This window comes from Armatimonadota bacterium (genome assembly GCA_025059775.1).
Taxonomy (GTDB): Bacteria; Sysuimicrobiota; Sysuimicrobiia; order Sysuimicrobiales; family Sysuimicrobiaceae; genus Sysuimicrobium.
Genome location: JANXCW010000024.1, coordinates 1 through 14,456 on the forward strand (window position 1 = coordinate 1; position 14,456 = coordinate 14,456).

At 67.9% G+C, this 14,456-nt stretch carries 15 protein-coding genes and 1 tRNA gene; 12 read left to right on the forward strand and 4 right to left on the reverse strand.

Annotated elements, in window-relative coordinates; translation table 11 throughout:
* The 9 genes from N0A24_11765 to leuS form a co-directional block, all read left to right on the forward strand.
* Positions 1-624 (forward strand): branched-chain amino acid ABC transporter substrate-binding protein (locus tag N0A24_11765; GenBank protein MCS7174019.1); only part of this gene is annotated, 624 nt, incomplete at its 5' end.
* Positions 625-696: 72 nt separating this feature from the next.
* The gene (locus N0A24_11770) at positions 697-1,773 is read left to right on the forward strand and encodes a branched-chain amino acid ABC transporter permease (protein ID MCS7174020.1); all 1,077 of its coding nucleotides are present in this window, start codon (positions 697-699) and stop codon (positions 1,771-1,773) included.
* 2 nt (positions 1,774-1,775) lie between these two features.
* Entirely contained in the window at positions 1,776-3,440 is a 1,665-nt protein-coding gene (locus tag N0A24_11775; GenBank protein MCS7174021.1) for a branched-chain amino acid ABC transporter permease, read from the forward strand.
* A gap of 1 nt (position 3,441) precedes the next feature.
* A complete protein-coding gene (locus tag N0A24_11780) occupies positions 3,442-4,224 on the forward strand; it encodes an ABC transporter ATP-binding protein (GenBank protein MCS7174022.1) in 783 nt (260 codons plus the stop codon).
* 2 nt (positions 4,225-4,226) lie between these two features.
* Positions 4,227-4,937 carry an ABC transporter ATP-binding protein gene (locus N0A24_11785; protein MCS7174023.1) on the forward strand — a complete coding sequence of 237 codons (711 nt, stop codon included), beginning with the start codon at positions 4,227-4,229 and terminating at the stop codon, positions 4,935-4,937.
* Positions 4,938-5,006: 69 nt separating this feature from the next.
* Positions 5,007-5,411 (forward strand): cupredoxin domain-containing protein, encoded by a 405-nt coding sequence (locus N0A24_11790; GenBank protein ID MCS7174024.1) that lies wholly within the window; start codon positions 5,007-5,009, stop codon positions 5,409-5,411.
* Positions 5,412-5,558: 147 nt separating this feature from the next.
* Positions 5,559-5,634 (forward strand) — tRNA-Ala (locus tag N0A24_11795).
* Between the two features lie 100 nt (positions 5,635-5,734).
* The gene (locus N0A24_11800) at positions 5,735-6,658 is read left to right on the forward strand and encodes a branched-chain amino acid transaminase (protein ID MCS7174025.1); all 924 of its coding nucleotides are present in this window, start codon (positions 5,735-5,737) and stop codon (positions 6,656-6,658) included.
* A 4-nt stretch (positions 6,659-6,662) separates the two neighbouring features.
* Entirely contained in the window at positions 6,663-9,152 is a 2,490-nt protein-coding gene (gene leuS, locus N0A24_11805; protein MCS7174026.1) for a leucine--tRNA ligase, read from the forward strand.
* Between the two features lie 4 nt (positions 9,153-9,156).
* On the opposite strand, the gene N0A24_11810 is transcribed toward leuS, so the two are convergent.
* A complete protein-coding gene (locus N0A24_11810; protein ID MCS7174027.1) occupies positions 9,157-9,534 on the reverse strand; it encodes a helix-hairpin-helix domain-containing protein in 378 nt (125 codons plus the stop codon).
* A gap of 44 nt (positions 9,535-9,578) precedes the next feature.
* Between N0A24_11810 and N0A24_11815 the strand changes: the two genes are divergently transcribed.
* From N0A24_11815 to N0A24_11825, 3 genes are read left to right on the forward strand one after another with little or no spacing between them, the layout of a single operon-like run.
* Positions 9,579-10,259, forward strand: coding sequence for a sigma-70 family RNA polymerase sigma factor (locus N0A24_11815; protein ID MCS7174028.1), 681 nt, complete (start codon positions 9,579-9,581; stop codon positions 10,257-10,259).
* On the forward strand, positions 10,256-10,774 hold the full coding sequence (locus tag N0A24_11820; protein ID MCS7174029.1) for a hypothetical protein: 519 nt from the start codon (positions 10,256-10,258) through the stop codon (positions 10,772-10,774). The genes N0A24_11815 and N0A24_11820 overlap by 4 nt, the downstream gene beginning before the upstream one ends.
* The gene (locus tag N0A24_11825; GenBank protein ID MCS7174030.1) at positions 10,771-11,985 is read left to right on the forward strand and encodes a hypothetical protein; all 1,215 of its coding nucleotides are present in this window, start codon (positions 10,771-10,773) and stop codon (positions 11,983-11,985) included. Before N0A24_11820 ends, N0A24_11825 begins: the two co-directional genes overlap by 4 nt.
* Here the strand turns inward: N0A24_11825 and speB are convergent.
* From speB to N0A24_11840, 3 genes are read right to left on the reverse strand one after another with little or no spacing between them, the layout of a single operon-like run.
* Entirely contained in the window at positions 11,972-12,808 is an 837-nt protein-coding gene (gene speB, locus N0A24_11830) for an agmatinase (protein MCS7174031.1), read from the reverse strand. The genes N0A24_11825 and speB overlap by 14 nt on opposite strands.
* Entirely contained in the window at positions 12,808-13,650 is an 843-nt protein-coding gene (gene speE, locus N0A24_11835) for a polyamine aminopropyltransferase (protein ID MCS7174032.1), read from the reverse strand. The genes speB and speE overlap by 1 nt, the downstream gene beginning before the upstream one ends.
* A gap of 55 nt (positions 13,651-13,705) precedes the next feature.
* Positions 13,706-14,167 (reverse strand): arginine decarboxylase, pyruvoyl-dependent, encoded by a 462-nt coding sequence (locus N0A24_11840; protein ID MCS7174033.1) that lies wholly within the window; start codon positions 14,165-14,167, stop codon positions 13,706-13,708.
* Positions 14,168-14,456: the final 289 nt, after the last annotated feature.

The window sequence follows — 14,456 nt, forward strand, 5'->3', positions numbered from 1 at the left end:
GGCGGGACCATCACTTCCCAGGAGGCCATCTCCCCCACGGACACCGACATGCGGCCCGTGCTCACCCGCATCGCCGCGGGCAGGCCACAGCTCATTTACTACCCCATCTTCATCGCCGCGGGCGGGCACATCACCCGCCAGGCCAAGGAGGTCTCGGGCCTGGAGAACGTCAGGCTGATGAGCGCGGACGGAACCTTCTCCCCGGACTTCTGGAAGGCCGCGGGGGGGGCGGCCCGGGGGATGTACCACTCGAGCCCGGACTTGTCCGTGGAAGCCCTGGGGCCCAAGTACCAGCAGTTCCTGGAGAAGCACCAGAGGAAGTACGGGGAAAAGCCGCTCAGCGCCTTCCACGCGCACGCGTATGATGCGGCCATGATGATCTTCGCGGCCATCGAGAAGGTGGCCCGAAAGGACGCGCAGGGCAACACCTACATCGGCCGCAAGGCCCTGCGGGACGCCCTGTTCGCCACCCGCAACTTCCCCGGCATCACCGGGACTCTCACCTGCAACCCCTACGGGGACTGCGCGGACCCCAAGATCGCGGTGTACCAGACCATCTCCGCGGACCCGGCCAAGTGGAACCCGGGCACGGACCCGAAGAAGGTCTGGTCCATGAAGCGCTAGCAAGACGCGTCCGGGCGGGGGTGGTGCCGTGGCGCCCACCCCCGCCGCGGCTTTTGTGGGGAGGTCGGGATCGTGGCGGCGGGCGCGGTACGACGCCCGGTGGTACGGCGGTGGAGCTTCGTGGACGCCTTCCTGTGGGCGTTCCGCCTGGCCGTCATCCTGGTGGTGGTGTGGGGGACCGTGGGGACTCTCCGCCTGGGGCGGTACACGGGCGAGCAGTGGGTGGACTTCGTGGTGTTCGGCCTGGCGCAGGGAGGGATCTACGCCCTCATCGCCCTGGGCTACACCATGGTGTACGGCATCCTGCGCATGATCAACTTCGCCCACGGGGAGGTGTTCATGAGCGGGGCCTACACCGCGTACTTCGTGGCTGCCTCCCTCTCGGCCTCGGGCTTCCTGAACCGGCACCCCCTCCTGAGCCTGCTACTCCTGGTGGGGGTGGCCGCCGCGGTGTCCATGGGGGTGGCGGTGCTAGTGGAGCGGGTGGCCTACCGGCCTCTCCGGCGGGCTCCCCGCCTGGTGCCCCTCATCACCGCCATCGGGGCCTCCTTCTTCCTCCAGTACGCCTTCCGCGGCCTCTATGGATCCGGGTTCAAGGCGTACCCCGAGTTCGAGCTCTTTAAGGGCGAGTGGCAGGTGCTGGGGATCGGGATCCTGCGCACCCAGGCGGTGGTGCTGGCCAGCGCCGCGGTGCTGATGTTCGCCCTGTACCAGTTCGTCATGCGGACGAAGGTGGGCAAGGCGATGCGCGCGGTGTCCGAGGACAAGGACACTGCAGCCCTGATGGGCATCGACGTGGACCGCGTCATCGTGCTCACCTTCGCCGTCGGGGGTGCCGCCGCGGGCGCCGCGGGCATCCTGTACGCCCTGGTATTCAAGCAGGTGCACTTCTTCATGGGATTTGTACCCGGGATCAAGGCCTTCACCGCGGCGGTGCTGGGGGGCATCGGCAACATCCCCGGCGCCATGCTGGGAGGGCTGTTCCTGGGAGTGGTGGAGTCCGTGGGACCCGCCCTGTTCCTGGACGGGTTAGGGATCCCTGCCCCCTACCAGCTCAAGGACGTCATCGCCTTCACCATGCTGGTCATGGTGCTCATCTTCCGGCCGCAGGGCATCCTCGGGGAGCGGCTGGCGGCCAAGAGGGCGTAGCCGTGTGGCGGGTGGGGCTGGTGTTCGGAGCCGTGGCGTGGTTCGTAAGCCTCGCGGGCCTGGTGGAGGCCCTGCACGCCCGGTGGGTGGTGGACAGCTGGCTGTCCGCCGGGCAGGTGCTTTTGTTGGCCATCCTGCTGGCCAGCGGGTGGGTGGCGGGCCGGCACTCCCGGGGGACCCTCTCGGTCCGGGTTGGGGCCGGACTGGCGGCGGGAGCGGTGGCGGGGTTCTGCGTGGGCCTGCTGGTGTGGCTGCGTTCCCAGGTGGACCTGCGCGGCATGTTCGTCAACGCCTCGCCGGTCCTGTTCCAACTGCTCTCCGGGGGCCATCCACCCCCCGTGGCCTGGCCAGGAGCGGTGGTCGCAGGGGGACTGCTGGGCTTGGTGGGATCGGCGGCTTCTTGCGCACCCTCCGCAGTGGTCCGGCCACCCCTCGTGGGCGCCGCGGCGGCTGTGGGCCTCGCGCTCTTCCAGGACCTGGTGATGCTGATCCTGCAGCCGGAGGGCCTCGCCTCCATCCGGGACTGGCTGTTCGTAGCGGGGGGAGGACCTACGGCGCAAGGGGTGGTGGTGCTGTCCGTGGCCTCCGCCTTCCTGGCCGCCGCGCGACCAGCCCTGCGGGCGCGCGTCCGGCGTCCGCGTGCCCTTTCCACCAGGGTAACACGGGTCATATGGAGCCTCGTGGGGCTGGCCCTGCTGGCGGCCCTCCCCCTTGCCGGAGGTCCGTTCGTGGCACAGGTGTTGGTGATCGTTGGCCTGTACACCCTCATGGGACTGGGGCTGAACCTGGAGGTGGGGTTGGCAGGACTGCTGGACCTGGGGTTCGTGGCCTTCTTCGCCATCGGTGCGTACACCGTGGGGCTGCTGACCTCGGTGGGGGAGCACGGGATTGCGCACTGGTCCTTCTGGGCCGCGGTGCCCGTGGCGGTGGCGGTCTCGCTGATCGCGGGGGTCATCCTGGGGATCCCGGTGCTGGGGATCCGGGGGGACTACCTCGCCATCGCTACCCTGGGCTTCGGGGAGATCGTACGGTTGTTGGTCCTCTCGGACGCCCTGCGCCCCTGGCTCGGTGGATCCCAGGGGATCCTGGCGATCCCCAAGCCCGTGCTGGCCGGCTTCGAGCTCTCTGGACCGCAGCACCTATACTACCTGACGGTGCTGGCCTCCGCGGTGGTGGCGTACGTGGCGTGGCGGCTGCAGGACTCGCGGCTCGGCCGCGCGTGGATGGCCATCCGGGAGGACGAGGATGTGGCCGAGGCCCTGGGGATCAATCTGGTGAGCGTCAAACTCCTGGCGTACGGCCTGGGCGCGGCCTTTGCGGGCGTGGGGGGAGCCATCTTTGCGGTCATGGTGGGCTCGGTGTTCCCCCACAGCTTCCAGCTGCTGATCTCCATCCAGGTGCTGGCCCTCATCATCGTGGGGGGGATGGGTAGCATTCCCGGGGTGATCGTGGGCTCTGTGGTGCTCATCGGGCTTCCGGAGCTCCTGCGGGAGTTCGGGGAGTTCCGGTTCCTGGTGTATGGAATAGCCTTGGTGGCCATGATGCTGCTGCGCCCTGAAGGACTGCTGCCCGCGGCCGCCCAGCGGCGGGAGCTGCGCGCCCTGGAAGAGGAGCCCCTAGGTGTGGCCCGTGCCCCGGCGGAGGCCCTGACGGAGGGGGGATCGTAGCGTGACCATCCTCGCCACCCGGAGCATGACCAAGCGCTTCGGGGGGTTGGTGGCCATCCGGGCCCTGGACCTGGAGGTGGAAGAGCGGTCCATCCACAGCATCATCGGGCCCAACGGCGCCGGGAAGACCACCCTGTTCAACTGCGTCACGGGGTTCTACCGGCCCGACGAGGGGGAGATCTGGTTTTCCGGGCAGCGGATCGACGGCCTGCGTCCGGACGAGATCGCCCACCTGGGGATCGCCCGCACCTACCAGAACATCCGCCTGTTCGCCAACATGACGGTGCTGGAAAACGTGCTGGTGGGGCTGCACATGCACCTCCGGTCTACCTGGGTGGGGGCGGTGTTCGCCAGCCCCGCGGTCCGCCGGGAGGAACGGTGGGCGCACGCGGAGGCCCGGCGGCTGCTGGAGTTCGTTGGACTTGGGGGCAGGGGCCACCTGTTGGCCCGCAACCTGCCGTACGGGGAGCAGCGGAAGCTGGAGCTGGCCCGGGCCCTGGCCACCCGTCCGAAGCTCCTGCTGCTGGACGAGCCCACCGCGGGCATGAACCCCGCGGAGACCGCGGAGATGATCCGGTTCATCCGTCAGCTGCGGGACGAACTGGGGATCACTATCCTCCTCATCGAGCACCAGATGCGGGTGGTGATGAGCATCTCGGAACGGGTGACGGTGCTGGACTACGGGGAGAAGATCTCGGAGGGGACCCCCGAGCAGGTGCAGAACGACCCGCGGGTCATCGAGGCCTATCTCGGACGCCGACGGCTGGGAATCGCCGCGGGCTAGCCATGGCGTTCCTGGAGATCCGGGACCTGCACGTGTACTACGACCAGATCCATGCCCTCAAGGGCGTCTCCCTCCACGTGGAGGCCGGGGAGATCGTCACCCTTATCGGGGCCAACGGAGCCGGGAAGACCACCACCCTGCGCACCATCAGCGGCCTGCTGCGCCCCCGGAACGGCTCCGTGTGGTTTGCGGGAGAGGAGCTGAGCCGACTCCCGGCCCATGAGATCGTGCGGCGGGGCGTGGTGCAGGTGCCGGAAGGACGCCGCATCTTCGGACAGCTCAGTGTCCTGGAAAACCTGGAACTGGGTGCCTTTACCCGTGCGGATCCGCAGGGAGTCCGGGAGGATCTGGAGCGGGTCTTTGCTCTGTTTCCACGGCTTCGGGAGCGCCTCCACCAGGTGGCAGGCACCCTCTCCGGAGGCGAGCAGCAGATGCTGGCCATCGCCCGGGGTCTGATGGCCCGTCCCCGACTGCTCCTGCTGGACGAGCCCTCCATGGGACTGGCGCCCATGCTGGTGGAGCAGATCTTCGAGGCCATCCAGGAGATCAACCGGCAGGGGACCACCATCCTCCTCGTGGAGCAGAACGCCTTCATGGCTCTGGAGACCGCGCATCGGGGATACGTGCTGGAGACGGGCACCGTGGTGTTGGAGGGGCGGGCAGAGGATCTGCGGGAGAACCCCGAGGTGAAGCGGGCCTACCTGGGGGGCTAGGCCCGTGAAGCTCCCGTTACACGGGCGTGGCGGGATGGGAGCGATCCCAACACGCCCGGAGGTGAGACGATGAAGGCACGCCTGGCTGGCCTGTCCCTACTGGCCATGGCGGTCGGGGCGATGGCCCTCTCCGCGGCTCCCGCCCCGTCCCGGAAGGTGATCCGGATCTCCATGACCTCTTTCAAGTTCGATCCCAATATCATCCGGCTCCATGAGGGGGATCGGATGGTGCTGCAGCTGGTGAACGAGGATCCACAGCGTCCCCACAACATCGCCTCCGCGTATTTCGATCAGGTAGAACTCATCGTTCGGGGAGAGTTCCGACGGGGCACTACCTCGGACGGACGCCCCTTTGTCTTTGTGGAGCCCGGCAGGCAGGCGGAGGTGGAGTTCATGGCGAAGGGACGGGGCCAGTACGGTTTCATCTGCAGCGTGGGCCAACACGCGGCCCAGGGCATGACCGGGCCTTTGTGATCCTTCCTCCCTGGGCGTCCGCGGGTCAGTAGTCAGGGAAGGCGGGCTTTTGACGTGCCCGCGTTCCTTCCCCTATACTAGGGACCTGGGCGGGCCCAGATCCGGGTGGGCGGAGAGCCCGAGGTACGAGGTAAGAGGAGCATCGGTGGGGCCATAGCTCAGTTGGGAGAGCGCGTGCATGGCATGCACGAGGTCAGGGGTTCGAGTCCCCTTGGCTCCACCAATGAAATTTTTAGGAGATCGGCACACGGTTCCCGTGAAGCCTCCGACCCAGTTGAGGGCCGGAGGTTTTTTGAATCCGCCGAACGGAGCGGGGTGCGGGGATGGAGCGAGGGCGATACATCTGGCACAACGGGCGGCTCGTGGCTTGGGAGGACGCGGTGGTCCACGTGGCGGCCCACAGCCTGCACTACGGGAGCAGCGTCTTCGAAGGGATCCGGGCGTACCCCACTCCGAGAGGTCCTGCGGTGTTCTGCCTGGAGGCGCACCTGGACCGCCTGTACGACTCCTGCCGGATCTTCCGCATGGCCGTGCCATACTCCAAGGAGGCGCTTCGACAGGCCATTCTGGAGGTGGTCCGGGCCAACGGGCACGCCTCCTGCTACATCCGGCCCCTGGTGTACCGGGGGGCCGGGGCCTTCGGCCTGGACCCTCGGAAGTCCCCGGTGGAGGTCGCCATCCTCACCCTGGAGTGGGGGGCATACCTCGGGGGCGAGGCCCTGGAGAAAGGGGTAGACGTGAGGGTCTCCTCGTGGCGGCGGATGGCACCCTCCACCCACCCTGCCATGGGCAAGATCGCGGGCAACTACGTGAACAGCCAGCTCGCCACCATGGAGGCCGTGGACGACGGCTACGGGGAGGCCATCATGCTAGACGTCCAAGGATACGTGAGCGAGGGGAGCGGCGAGAACCTCTTTCTGGTCCGCTCCGGGGTCCTCTACACGCCTCCCCTCGCCCAGTCCATCCTCCCCGGCATCACCCGGCAGGTGGCCATCACGCTCGCCCGGGAGCTGGGATACGAGGTCCGGGAGATGCCCATCCCCCGCGAGATGCTGTACGTGGCAGATGAGGTCTTCCTCACGGGGACCGCGGCGGAGATCACCCCCGTGCGATCCGTGGATCGGCAGGTGATCGGGCAGGGGCAACCCGGGCCCGTGACCCGGAGGATCCAGGACGCCTTCTTCGCCATCGTGCGGGGCCAGGCACCCGACCGCCACGGCTGGCTCACCTATGTGGAAGGAGCGTGAGGCGATGCCCTCCCGGTACGATCCCAAGGCCATCGAGGCGAAGTGGCAGGCCCGGTGGGAGCAGGACGGGCTCTATCACACGCCCCAGCGCAGCGACCGACCGAAGTTCTACTTCCTCACCATGTACCCCTATCCCAGCGGGGATCTGCACATCGGCCATTGGTACGCCATGGCCCCCAGTGATGCCGCGGCCCGCTTCCGGCGCATGCAGGGGTACAACGTGCTGTTCCCCATCGGGTTCGATGCCTTCGGGCTCCCCGCGGAGAACGCGGCCATCAAGCACGGGATTCATCCCAAGACCTGGACCATGCAGAACATCCAGCGCATGCGGGCGCAGCTGCGCTCCATGGGAGCCATGTGGGACTGGTCCCGGGAGATCGTTACCTGCGAGCCAGAGTACTACAAGTGGAACCAGTGGTTCTTTTTGAAGTTCTACGAGGCAGGGCTTGCGTACCGCGCCCTGGCACCCGTGGACTGGTGCCCGAACTGCAACACCACCCTGGCCCGGGAACAGGTGGTCGGCCCAGATCGACGGTGCGAGCGGTGCGATACCCCTGTGGTCAAGCGGGATCTGGAGCAGTGGTTCTTCCGGATCACGAAGTACGCGGAGGAACTGCTGGACTTCTCCGGGATCCAATGGCCTGAACGCATCGTCACCATGCAGCGCAACTGGATCGGCCGCAGCGAGGGAGCCGAGGTGGTCTTCCGGGCCTTTGCGCCGGACGGCACCCCGCACGAGGTCCCGGTCTTCACCACACGGCCGGACACCCTGTGGGGTGCCACCTTCCTCGTGCTGGCGCCCGAGCATCCGCTCGTGGAGGTTCTCACGGCCCTGGACCGCCGGAAGGAGGTGGAGGCGTACAGCTACCAGGCCCGCCGCCAGAGCGAGATCGAGCGGATGAGCACGGAGCGGGAGAAAACCGGGGTGTTCCTGGGCACGTACGCGGAGAATCCCGTGACCGGGGAGCGGATCCCCGTGTGGATCGCGGATTACGTGCTCATGGGCTACGGCACAGGCGCCATCATGGGGGTTCCCGCCCACGACCAGCGGGACTTCGAATTCGCGAGGAAGTTCGGCCTTCCCGTCCGGGTGGTGGTCCGTCCCGAGGGTGAGCCGCTCCAGGAACCCTTGGAACGCGCCTACGAGGGCCCGGGCCGTATGGTGAACTCCGGCCCCTTCGATGGAACCCTGGTCCCCGAAGGGATCCCGAAGGTCATCGCGTGGCTGGAGGAGCAGGGCAAGGGCAAGGCCGCGGTGCGCTACCGGCTGCGGGACTGGCTCATCAGCCGCCAGCGGTACTGGGGGACCCCCATCCCCATCGTCTACTGCCCGCGGTGCGGGACGGTGCCCGTGCCCTACGAGGACCTGCCGGTGCTGCTCCCGGAGGATGTGGACTTTATGCCCACGGGCGAGTCCCCCCTGAAGTACCACGAGGGGTTCCGTCGGACCCGCTGCCCCCGGTGCGGCGGAGAGGCAGAACGGGAGACGGATACCATGGACACCTTCGTGGATTCCTCCTGGTACCAGTACCGATACGTCTCTCCGCACTACGACCAGGGCCCCTTTGACGTGGAGGAGGTGCACTACTGGTGCCCCGTGGATCAGTACACAGGGGGAGCCGAGCACGCGGTGATGCACCTCCTCTATACCCGTTTCTTCACCAAGGCGCTGGCGGATCTGGGGTTGCTGCGGTTCCGGGAGCCCACGCTGCGCCTGTTTAACCAGGGTGTGATCCTCGGGGAGGACGGGGAGAAGATGAGCAAATCCCGGGGCAACGTGGTGGACCCCGACGAGCAGGTGGCCAAGTACGGGGCCGACACAGTGCGCGCCTATCTCATGTTCATGCGGCCGTGGGCGGAGGGAGGCCCCTGGAGCAGCCGGGACATCGAGGGGGTTGCACGGTTCCTGCGGCGGGTGTGGGGCGTGGTCGCCGGGACCGCCGAGGAGGTCCGTCATCCGGCCCGGGCTGCGGATCCCGAGGCGGAGCTGGAGCTCCGCCGGTGGGCCCACCGGATCACGAAGCGGGTGACGGAGGATTTCGAGCAGTTCGCCTTCAACACCGCCATCGCTTCCCTCATGGAGTTCACCCACCACTTGGGCCGGGTCCAGAGCCGGCTTCGGGGCACACAGGCCTGGGCGGAGGCGATCCGTCACCTCGTGCTCCTGCTGGCCCCCATCACCCCCCACCTCGCGGAGGAACTGTGGGAGCGCATCGGGGGATCCTACAGCGTGCACACCCAGTCCTGGCCCTCCTATGATCCGGAGCTGGCGCGGACCCCAGAGATCACCCTGGTGGTGCAGGTGGACGGCCGAGTACGCGACCGGATCACCGTCCCCGCGGACATCCCCGAGGACCGTGCCCGTGAGCTGGCGCTCACGAGCTCCAAGGTCCAGCAGGCGCTGAACGGGCGCCGGGTGAAGCACGTGGTCTACGTGCCGGGGAAGGTGGTCAACGTGGTCTCCGAGCCCGTGCCGGCGCAGACAAAGGGGTAGGGTGTCAGGGCACCCGGACGTAGGGTCGAATCCGTTCGAGGAGCTTCGGTCCGATGCCCCTTACCCGCAGGAGATCCTCCACCCGGGTATACGGGCCTCGCAGGGCTCGGTCCTGGACGATGCGATGGGCCAGCTTCGGCCCAATCCCCGGCAGCTGCTCCAGTTCCTCCTGGGTGGCAGCGTTGAGGGAGAGGGGCCCGGTGAACTCAACGAGGGGATGGATGCGGGGGGATGCGGGCACAGGATTGGGGGAGGGTTCGTCTGGGGCCTGGATCACCACGGGCGGGGTGGGAGGGGAAAGACTACGAGCCAGCACGGCACCTATGGCCAGCACGGCCGCCAGGGCGATGAGCAGGGTCTCCCGGGGGGTGAACTCCGGCATTCCATCTGGAGTGAACGCGCTGGACGGCTGCGTTGGGAGGGTCCATGTTGGGATGGAACCGGTTTTGCCCGCCCTCCGTAAGGATGGGCGTGGCGGATCTCCTTGAGGGTGCCCTGGTGCCGGACTCCCCGGCGAGCCACTCGGCCGCGGGGGAAGTGGCGCACTTCGAGGCCATTGTCCATCGCTACGGCCGCCACGTCTACAACATCGCGTACCGCCTGAGCGGGAACGAGGCCGATGCGAAGGACCTGACCCAGGAGGCCTTCCTGCGGGTCTACCGGGCGCTCTCCAGGGTGGAGCCCGGGGTACCGTTGGACGCGTGGCTGTATCGGATCGTCCTGAACCTCTTCATCGATCAGCTCCGGAAGCGGGGAAGGGTACGGGTGGAATCCCTCGACGTTCCGGTCGTCACACCCCGGGGGGACGAGGCGGAGCGGACGGTCCCGGACGAGTCCAGCAGCCCCGAAGAGCAGGTGGTGAACCCCGTGATGGATGCCGAGATCCAGAACGCCCTGGCGGCCCTTACCCCGGACCTCCGGATGGTGGTGGTCCTGGTAGACATCCAGGGGTTTTCCTATGAGGAAGTGGCCCAGATCCTGCGGATTCCCATCGGGACGGTGAAGTCCCGCCTACACCGGGCACGGCGCTTTCTGCGGGACCGCCTTGCACCCTTCTACTGCCGGGCAGATGGTGGCGGCGTCCGCGGGGAGGAGGGGAGGACGTGAACCACCGCCTGGAGCGGCTGCTCTCCTGCTACCTGGACGAGGAGGTGACCCTTCAGGAGCGGGCGGAGGTGGAACGGCTCCTGCGCACGGACCCGGAGGCCCGGGCGTTCCTGGAGGAACTGCGCTGGGTGCGGGGCGTTCTCCGGGCCCTTCCGGGCCGACCCCTCCCGGAGGAGATCACCGCGGGGATCCTCCGGGTGGTGCGGGGGCAGGAGACCGCCAGGGGGGGACCGGACGGGTCGGGCACGCTCCGGAGACTGTTCGCGGGCGCCCAAACCCGAATCGTGGTCGCCGCGGCCTCCCTGGTAGCGGTAGTGGTGCTTGGCGCGGTTCCCCTCCTTCGCATGGAACGGGACACCTCCCAGGATGCGGGGAGGGTGGTGGACCTCTTCGTGTGGGAGCACACCCGCGAGTCCTCCGCAAACCCTCTGGTGGATCGGGCCTATGTGGGCATCACCCTCACGGACGCCAACCTCTCCCTCACGGGAGAGCGTCCTCCGGAGGAGGACCGGTGAGCCGCTGGGGTATGGCGTTGGCCCTCGTGGTGCTGGCGGCGGGAGGGAGCGCGGGCGGCCGGATGGATTCCCCTCTGGCCGTCCTCCGGTGGGCGCTAAGGGCGCCCCAGACGGTGAGCTATGAGGGCACGAAGGTCCTCGCAGTCCATCGGAGAGGCAGGGTGGAGTCCGTGACCCTGCTGGAGATGCACCGGCGCCCGCATGCCTACCGGATGGAGTACCTCTCCCCGGAGAGGATCGCGGGGCGGATCTTGATAGACACCGGTCAAGAGACCTGGCACTATGAACCTTCCGTGCACCTCGTAGTGCGGGGCCCGTCCCTGGGCCGTCCGGGCTTCCAGGAGCCGGAGACGCTCGTCGAGCGTTACCGCGTGCGGCTCCTGGGGATGACCCGGGTCGTGGCACGCCCGGCATACCTCCTGGAGATCGTTCCCAGGGACCAGGGCGTCTACCGGAGGATCTGGGTGGATCGGGCTACGGGGTTGATCCTTGCCTGGCAGGAATCGGATCCGGAACGTGGGGTGTTCTTCGCCTCTGCCTTCACGGGAATCCGCGTTGTGCCGGACCTGCCTGCTGTCCTCTTCCGGTTCCGGCCCCCTGCCAGGGCCCGGGTGGTGGACCTCCGATCGGAAGGCTTTCGGGCCCTCCGGCTCTCGGATCTCGCTGCGCATGTGGGCTTCCTCCCCGTGGCGCCCGCGGAGGTGCCCGCGGGATTCCGGTACCGTGGTGCCGGAATCGTCCGGATCGGCGGCGCCCAGGCCGTGGTGCTCTGGTACGGGGATGGGCAAACCACGGTCTCCCTGTTCCAGATCCCTGCCGGGCGCGTGCGCTTCCTTCCGATCGGGTTCCCCCTGCGCCGCGGGGATCTCGAGGCACGCCTGTATGCTTCCGGGGCCCTCCGGGTCCTCGTATGGGAGCGGGCAGGGCTCCGGTTCGCCGCGGTGGGCAACGTCCCTACCGCGGTCCTGTTGGCCTTCGCTCAGGGGACGGATCCCGGGGCGGAAGCGGACCGGATCCTCGCCCTCCACCGGGCCACGGGCATCTCCCAGGATCGGGTCGAGGACCTCCGGGATCGGGGGTTGACCTTTGCGGAGATCCGTGCCCTCCTGGGCCCCCTCCCCGCGGCAAGCACCAGCCCTCCCCGCCAGGAGTTCCTGGAGATCCTGGAGGGGTTCCATGAGCAGGTGCGCATAGAACTCACCCGGCGGTGAAGAACTGGAGGAGGACCTCCCGGAGGAGTTTGGCGGCCACCACCGCGCTCACCCCGGAAGGGTCTAAGGGAGGGGCCAGTTCCACCACGTCCAACCCCACCACCCGGAGGCGCCCGAGGCCTCGGAGGGCCCCGCAGAGGTCCTGGAAGGAGGGCCCACCCGGTTCCGGGTTCCCGACCCCCGGCGCGAAGGCAGGATCCAGTACGTCTAGATCCAGGGTGAGATAAACCGGGACCTGCTGGAGCTCGTGCCGCACCGTATCCGGAAGGGCGAGGGCACCCAGGCTCCACCGGCAGTGTGCCCGTGCGAATTCAAATTCCTCCTGGATTCCGGACCGTATCCCCAGCTGCACGATCCGGCCATCCCCCACCACCTCCCACACCCGCCGCATCACGGAGGCGTGGGACAACCGGTTCCCTTCGTAGACCTCCCGCAAATCCGCGTGGGCGTCGAACTGGACCACCCGGAGGTCCGGATGGCGGGCTACAAGGGCCCGTACCGCGCCCAGGGTGAGGGTGTGGTCACCTCCCAGCAGGACCGGAGCGGTGTCCGCGTCCAGGGAAGCTACCGTCCGGGCCACCACCTCCACCATAGCGGAAGGATCGAGCCCTGCCACGGGGAGATCTCCGAGATCCGCTACCGCCAGGTGCGCTTCCAGATCCCGGTGCAGCACAGGGCTGTAGGTCTCCAGACTCCACGAGGCGGCCCGGATGGCCTCCGGCCCTTGCGCCGCCCCACGCCGGTAGGACTGGGTACCGTCGTACGGAACGCCGAGGATCGCCGCGACCGGGCGTGGGGTCTGGCGAGTGCCCAGGAACCGCACTACGCCTCAAGCACCTCGCGCAGGAAGGGTGGGGCGATGAGGGATTCGTGGTGGCGGGCCGCGGTGTAGTACTGGAGGTTCATCCCCGCGATCCGATCCTCAATCACCCCCGGGGAGATGGCCAGGGGGTCCGGCCCCTTAGAGCCCAGGGTAAAGGACCATAGAGCCCCCGGGTACGTGGGGATGGGGACCAGGAAGGTGCGGACAATGGGGAAATGCTGCTTGAGGTTTCGCCGAACCTGCACGATGAGATCCCGCTGGTAGAGGGGGGACCCGCTCTGGACGGCCACCACCCCCTCCTCCGTGAGGAGGCGTTGGAGGTCCCCATAGAACTCCGAGCTGAAAAGCGGCACGGAAGGTCCCTGGGGGTCCGTGGAATCCACCAGTACGACGTCGAACCGTCCCTCCGTGCGGCGGACGTAGACAAATCCGTCCTCGAACCGGAGCTCCACCCGGGGGTCCTCGAAGGCACCTCTGGGGATCTCCGGGATGTACCGTCGGGTGACCTCCACCACCAGCTCGTCGATCTCCACCATCACCGCTCGCCTGAGGGGATGCTTGAGGGCTTCCTCCAGCAGTCCGCCGTCTCCCCCGCCGATGATGAGGAGGGAGGCGGGAGCGGGATGCGTGACAAGAGGGAGGTGCGCCAGCATCTCGTGGTAGATGAACTCGTCCGCCTCCGTGGTCTGTACCGCCTCGTCCAGGAGGAGCATCCGACCGAAGAATGCATTGCGCACCACCTGCACGTGCTGATAGCGGGAACGTCCGTCGAAGAGCACCTCATCAATGCGATATGCATTGGCGAACCCTTCCCCGCCGGTATCCCGAAACCACTCCTCCATCGCCTCTTCCTCCTGTGCCCTCCCTTGAGTCGAGGCCGACCGGGGATGCGGGCGTTCAGTCGGGCCAGAAAAGTACTGCGGCCACGGAGCAACCGATGCGTTCCACCACGTGCTCCGTGGATTCCACCACCACCTCCCGCAACCGCAGGTCGCGGCTCTCGAAGGCCTCCCGCACCATCCGGCGAACGATCTGCTCCGCGTTCTCCGCAGTCCCCCGGTGGGAATACTCCATGATCACTCCGTACGAGTCCTCGCTGAAGCCCACGCCGATGGCGGCCGCAATGCGTTCCCCGGGGACGTGGCTGCTGATCCGGGCGTACACCGCGGGCATGAGGGTCCCCGCCGGAATCCTTCTCATGGGGACGACCCGACAGCCCGCAGGCAGGATGCTGGTGACCCGGAGGAAGTTCAGGTTCGCGATCCCGGCGTTGAGGAGGGCCCGGTCGAAGGCGTTGATCTCCGTGCTCCCCTCCCCAGATCCCGCGGTCAGGGTGATGGCCTTCGGCACCATCCACATGTGCTCCCTCCTCGCGGCATACCGGCCTGCGTTGCAGCATTCCCTATCCTAGGAATCCCCTTCCAGCCGCGCAAGGCCCTCGCGCCGGGGCTCCCCCGTGGGGCGGCGGGGGAGACGGGCGCCGCCCGGGGCCTTCCCGGGGGGTGCTCCGTGTGCCGCCTGTGGGGCGTCCTTCCTGTGCAGGCGGTGGAGGGCCACTGACCTGGTTCAGGAACATGTGGGACGGTAGCGGGGCAAAGCAAAGGGGGCCATCCTTTACATCTCGCGCCATCAGGCCCTGGGGCTGTCT

Excerpts from the sequence above, each read along its gene's own strand:
- N0A24_11785 (MCS7174023.1), top strand. The coding sequence starts at position 4,227 with ATGGCGTTCCTGGAGATCCGGGACCTGCACGTGTACTACGACCAGATC.
- N0A24_11790 (MCS7174024.1), top strand. The coding sequence starts at position 5,007 with ATGAAGGCACGCCTGGCTGGCCTGTCCCTACTGGCCATGGCGGTCGGG.
- N0A24_11800 (MCS7174025.1), top strand. The coding sequence starts at position 5,735 with ATGGAGCGAGGGCGATACATCTGGCACAACGGGCGGCTCGTGGCTTGG.
- leuS (MCS7174026.1), top strand. The coding sequence starts at position 6,663 with ATGCCCTCCCGGTACGATCCCAAGGCCATCGAGGCGAAGTGGCAGGCC.
- N0A24_11810 (MCS7174027.1), bottom strand. The coding sequence starts at position 9,534 with ATGCCGGAGTTCACCCCCCGGGAGACCCTGCTCATCGCCCTGGCGGCC.
- N0A24_11815 (MCS7174028.1), top strand. The coding sequence starts at position 9,579 with ATGTTGGGATGGAACCGGTTTTGCCCGCCCTCCGTAAGGATGGGCGTG.
- speE (MCS7174032.1), bottom strand. The coding sequence starts at position 13,650 with ATGGAGGAGTGGTTTCGGGATACCGGCGGGGAAGGGTTCGCCAATGCA.
- N0A24_11840 (MCS7174033.1), bottom strand. The coding sequence starts at position 14,167 with ATGTGGATGGTGCCGAAGGCCATCACCCTGACCGCGGGATCTGGGGAG.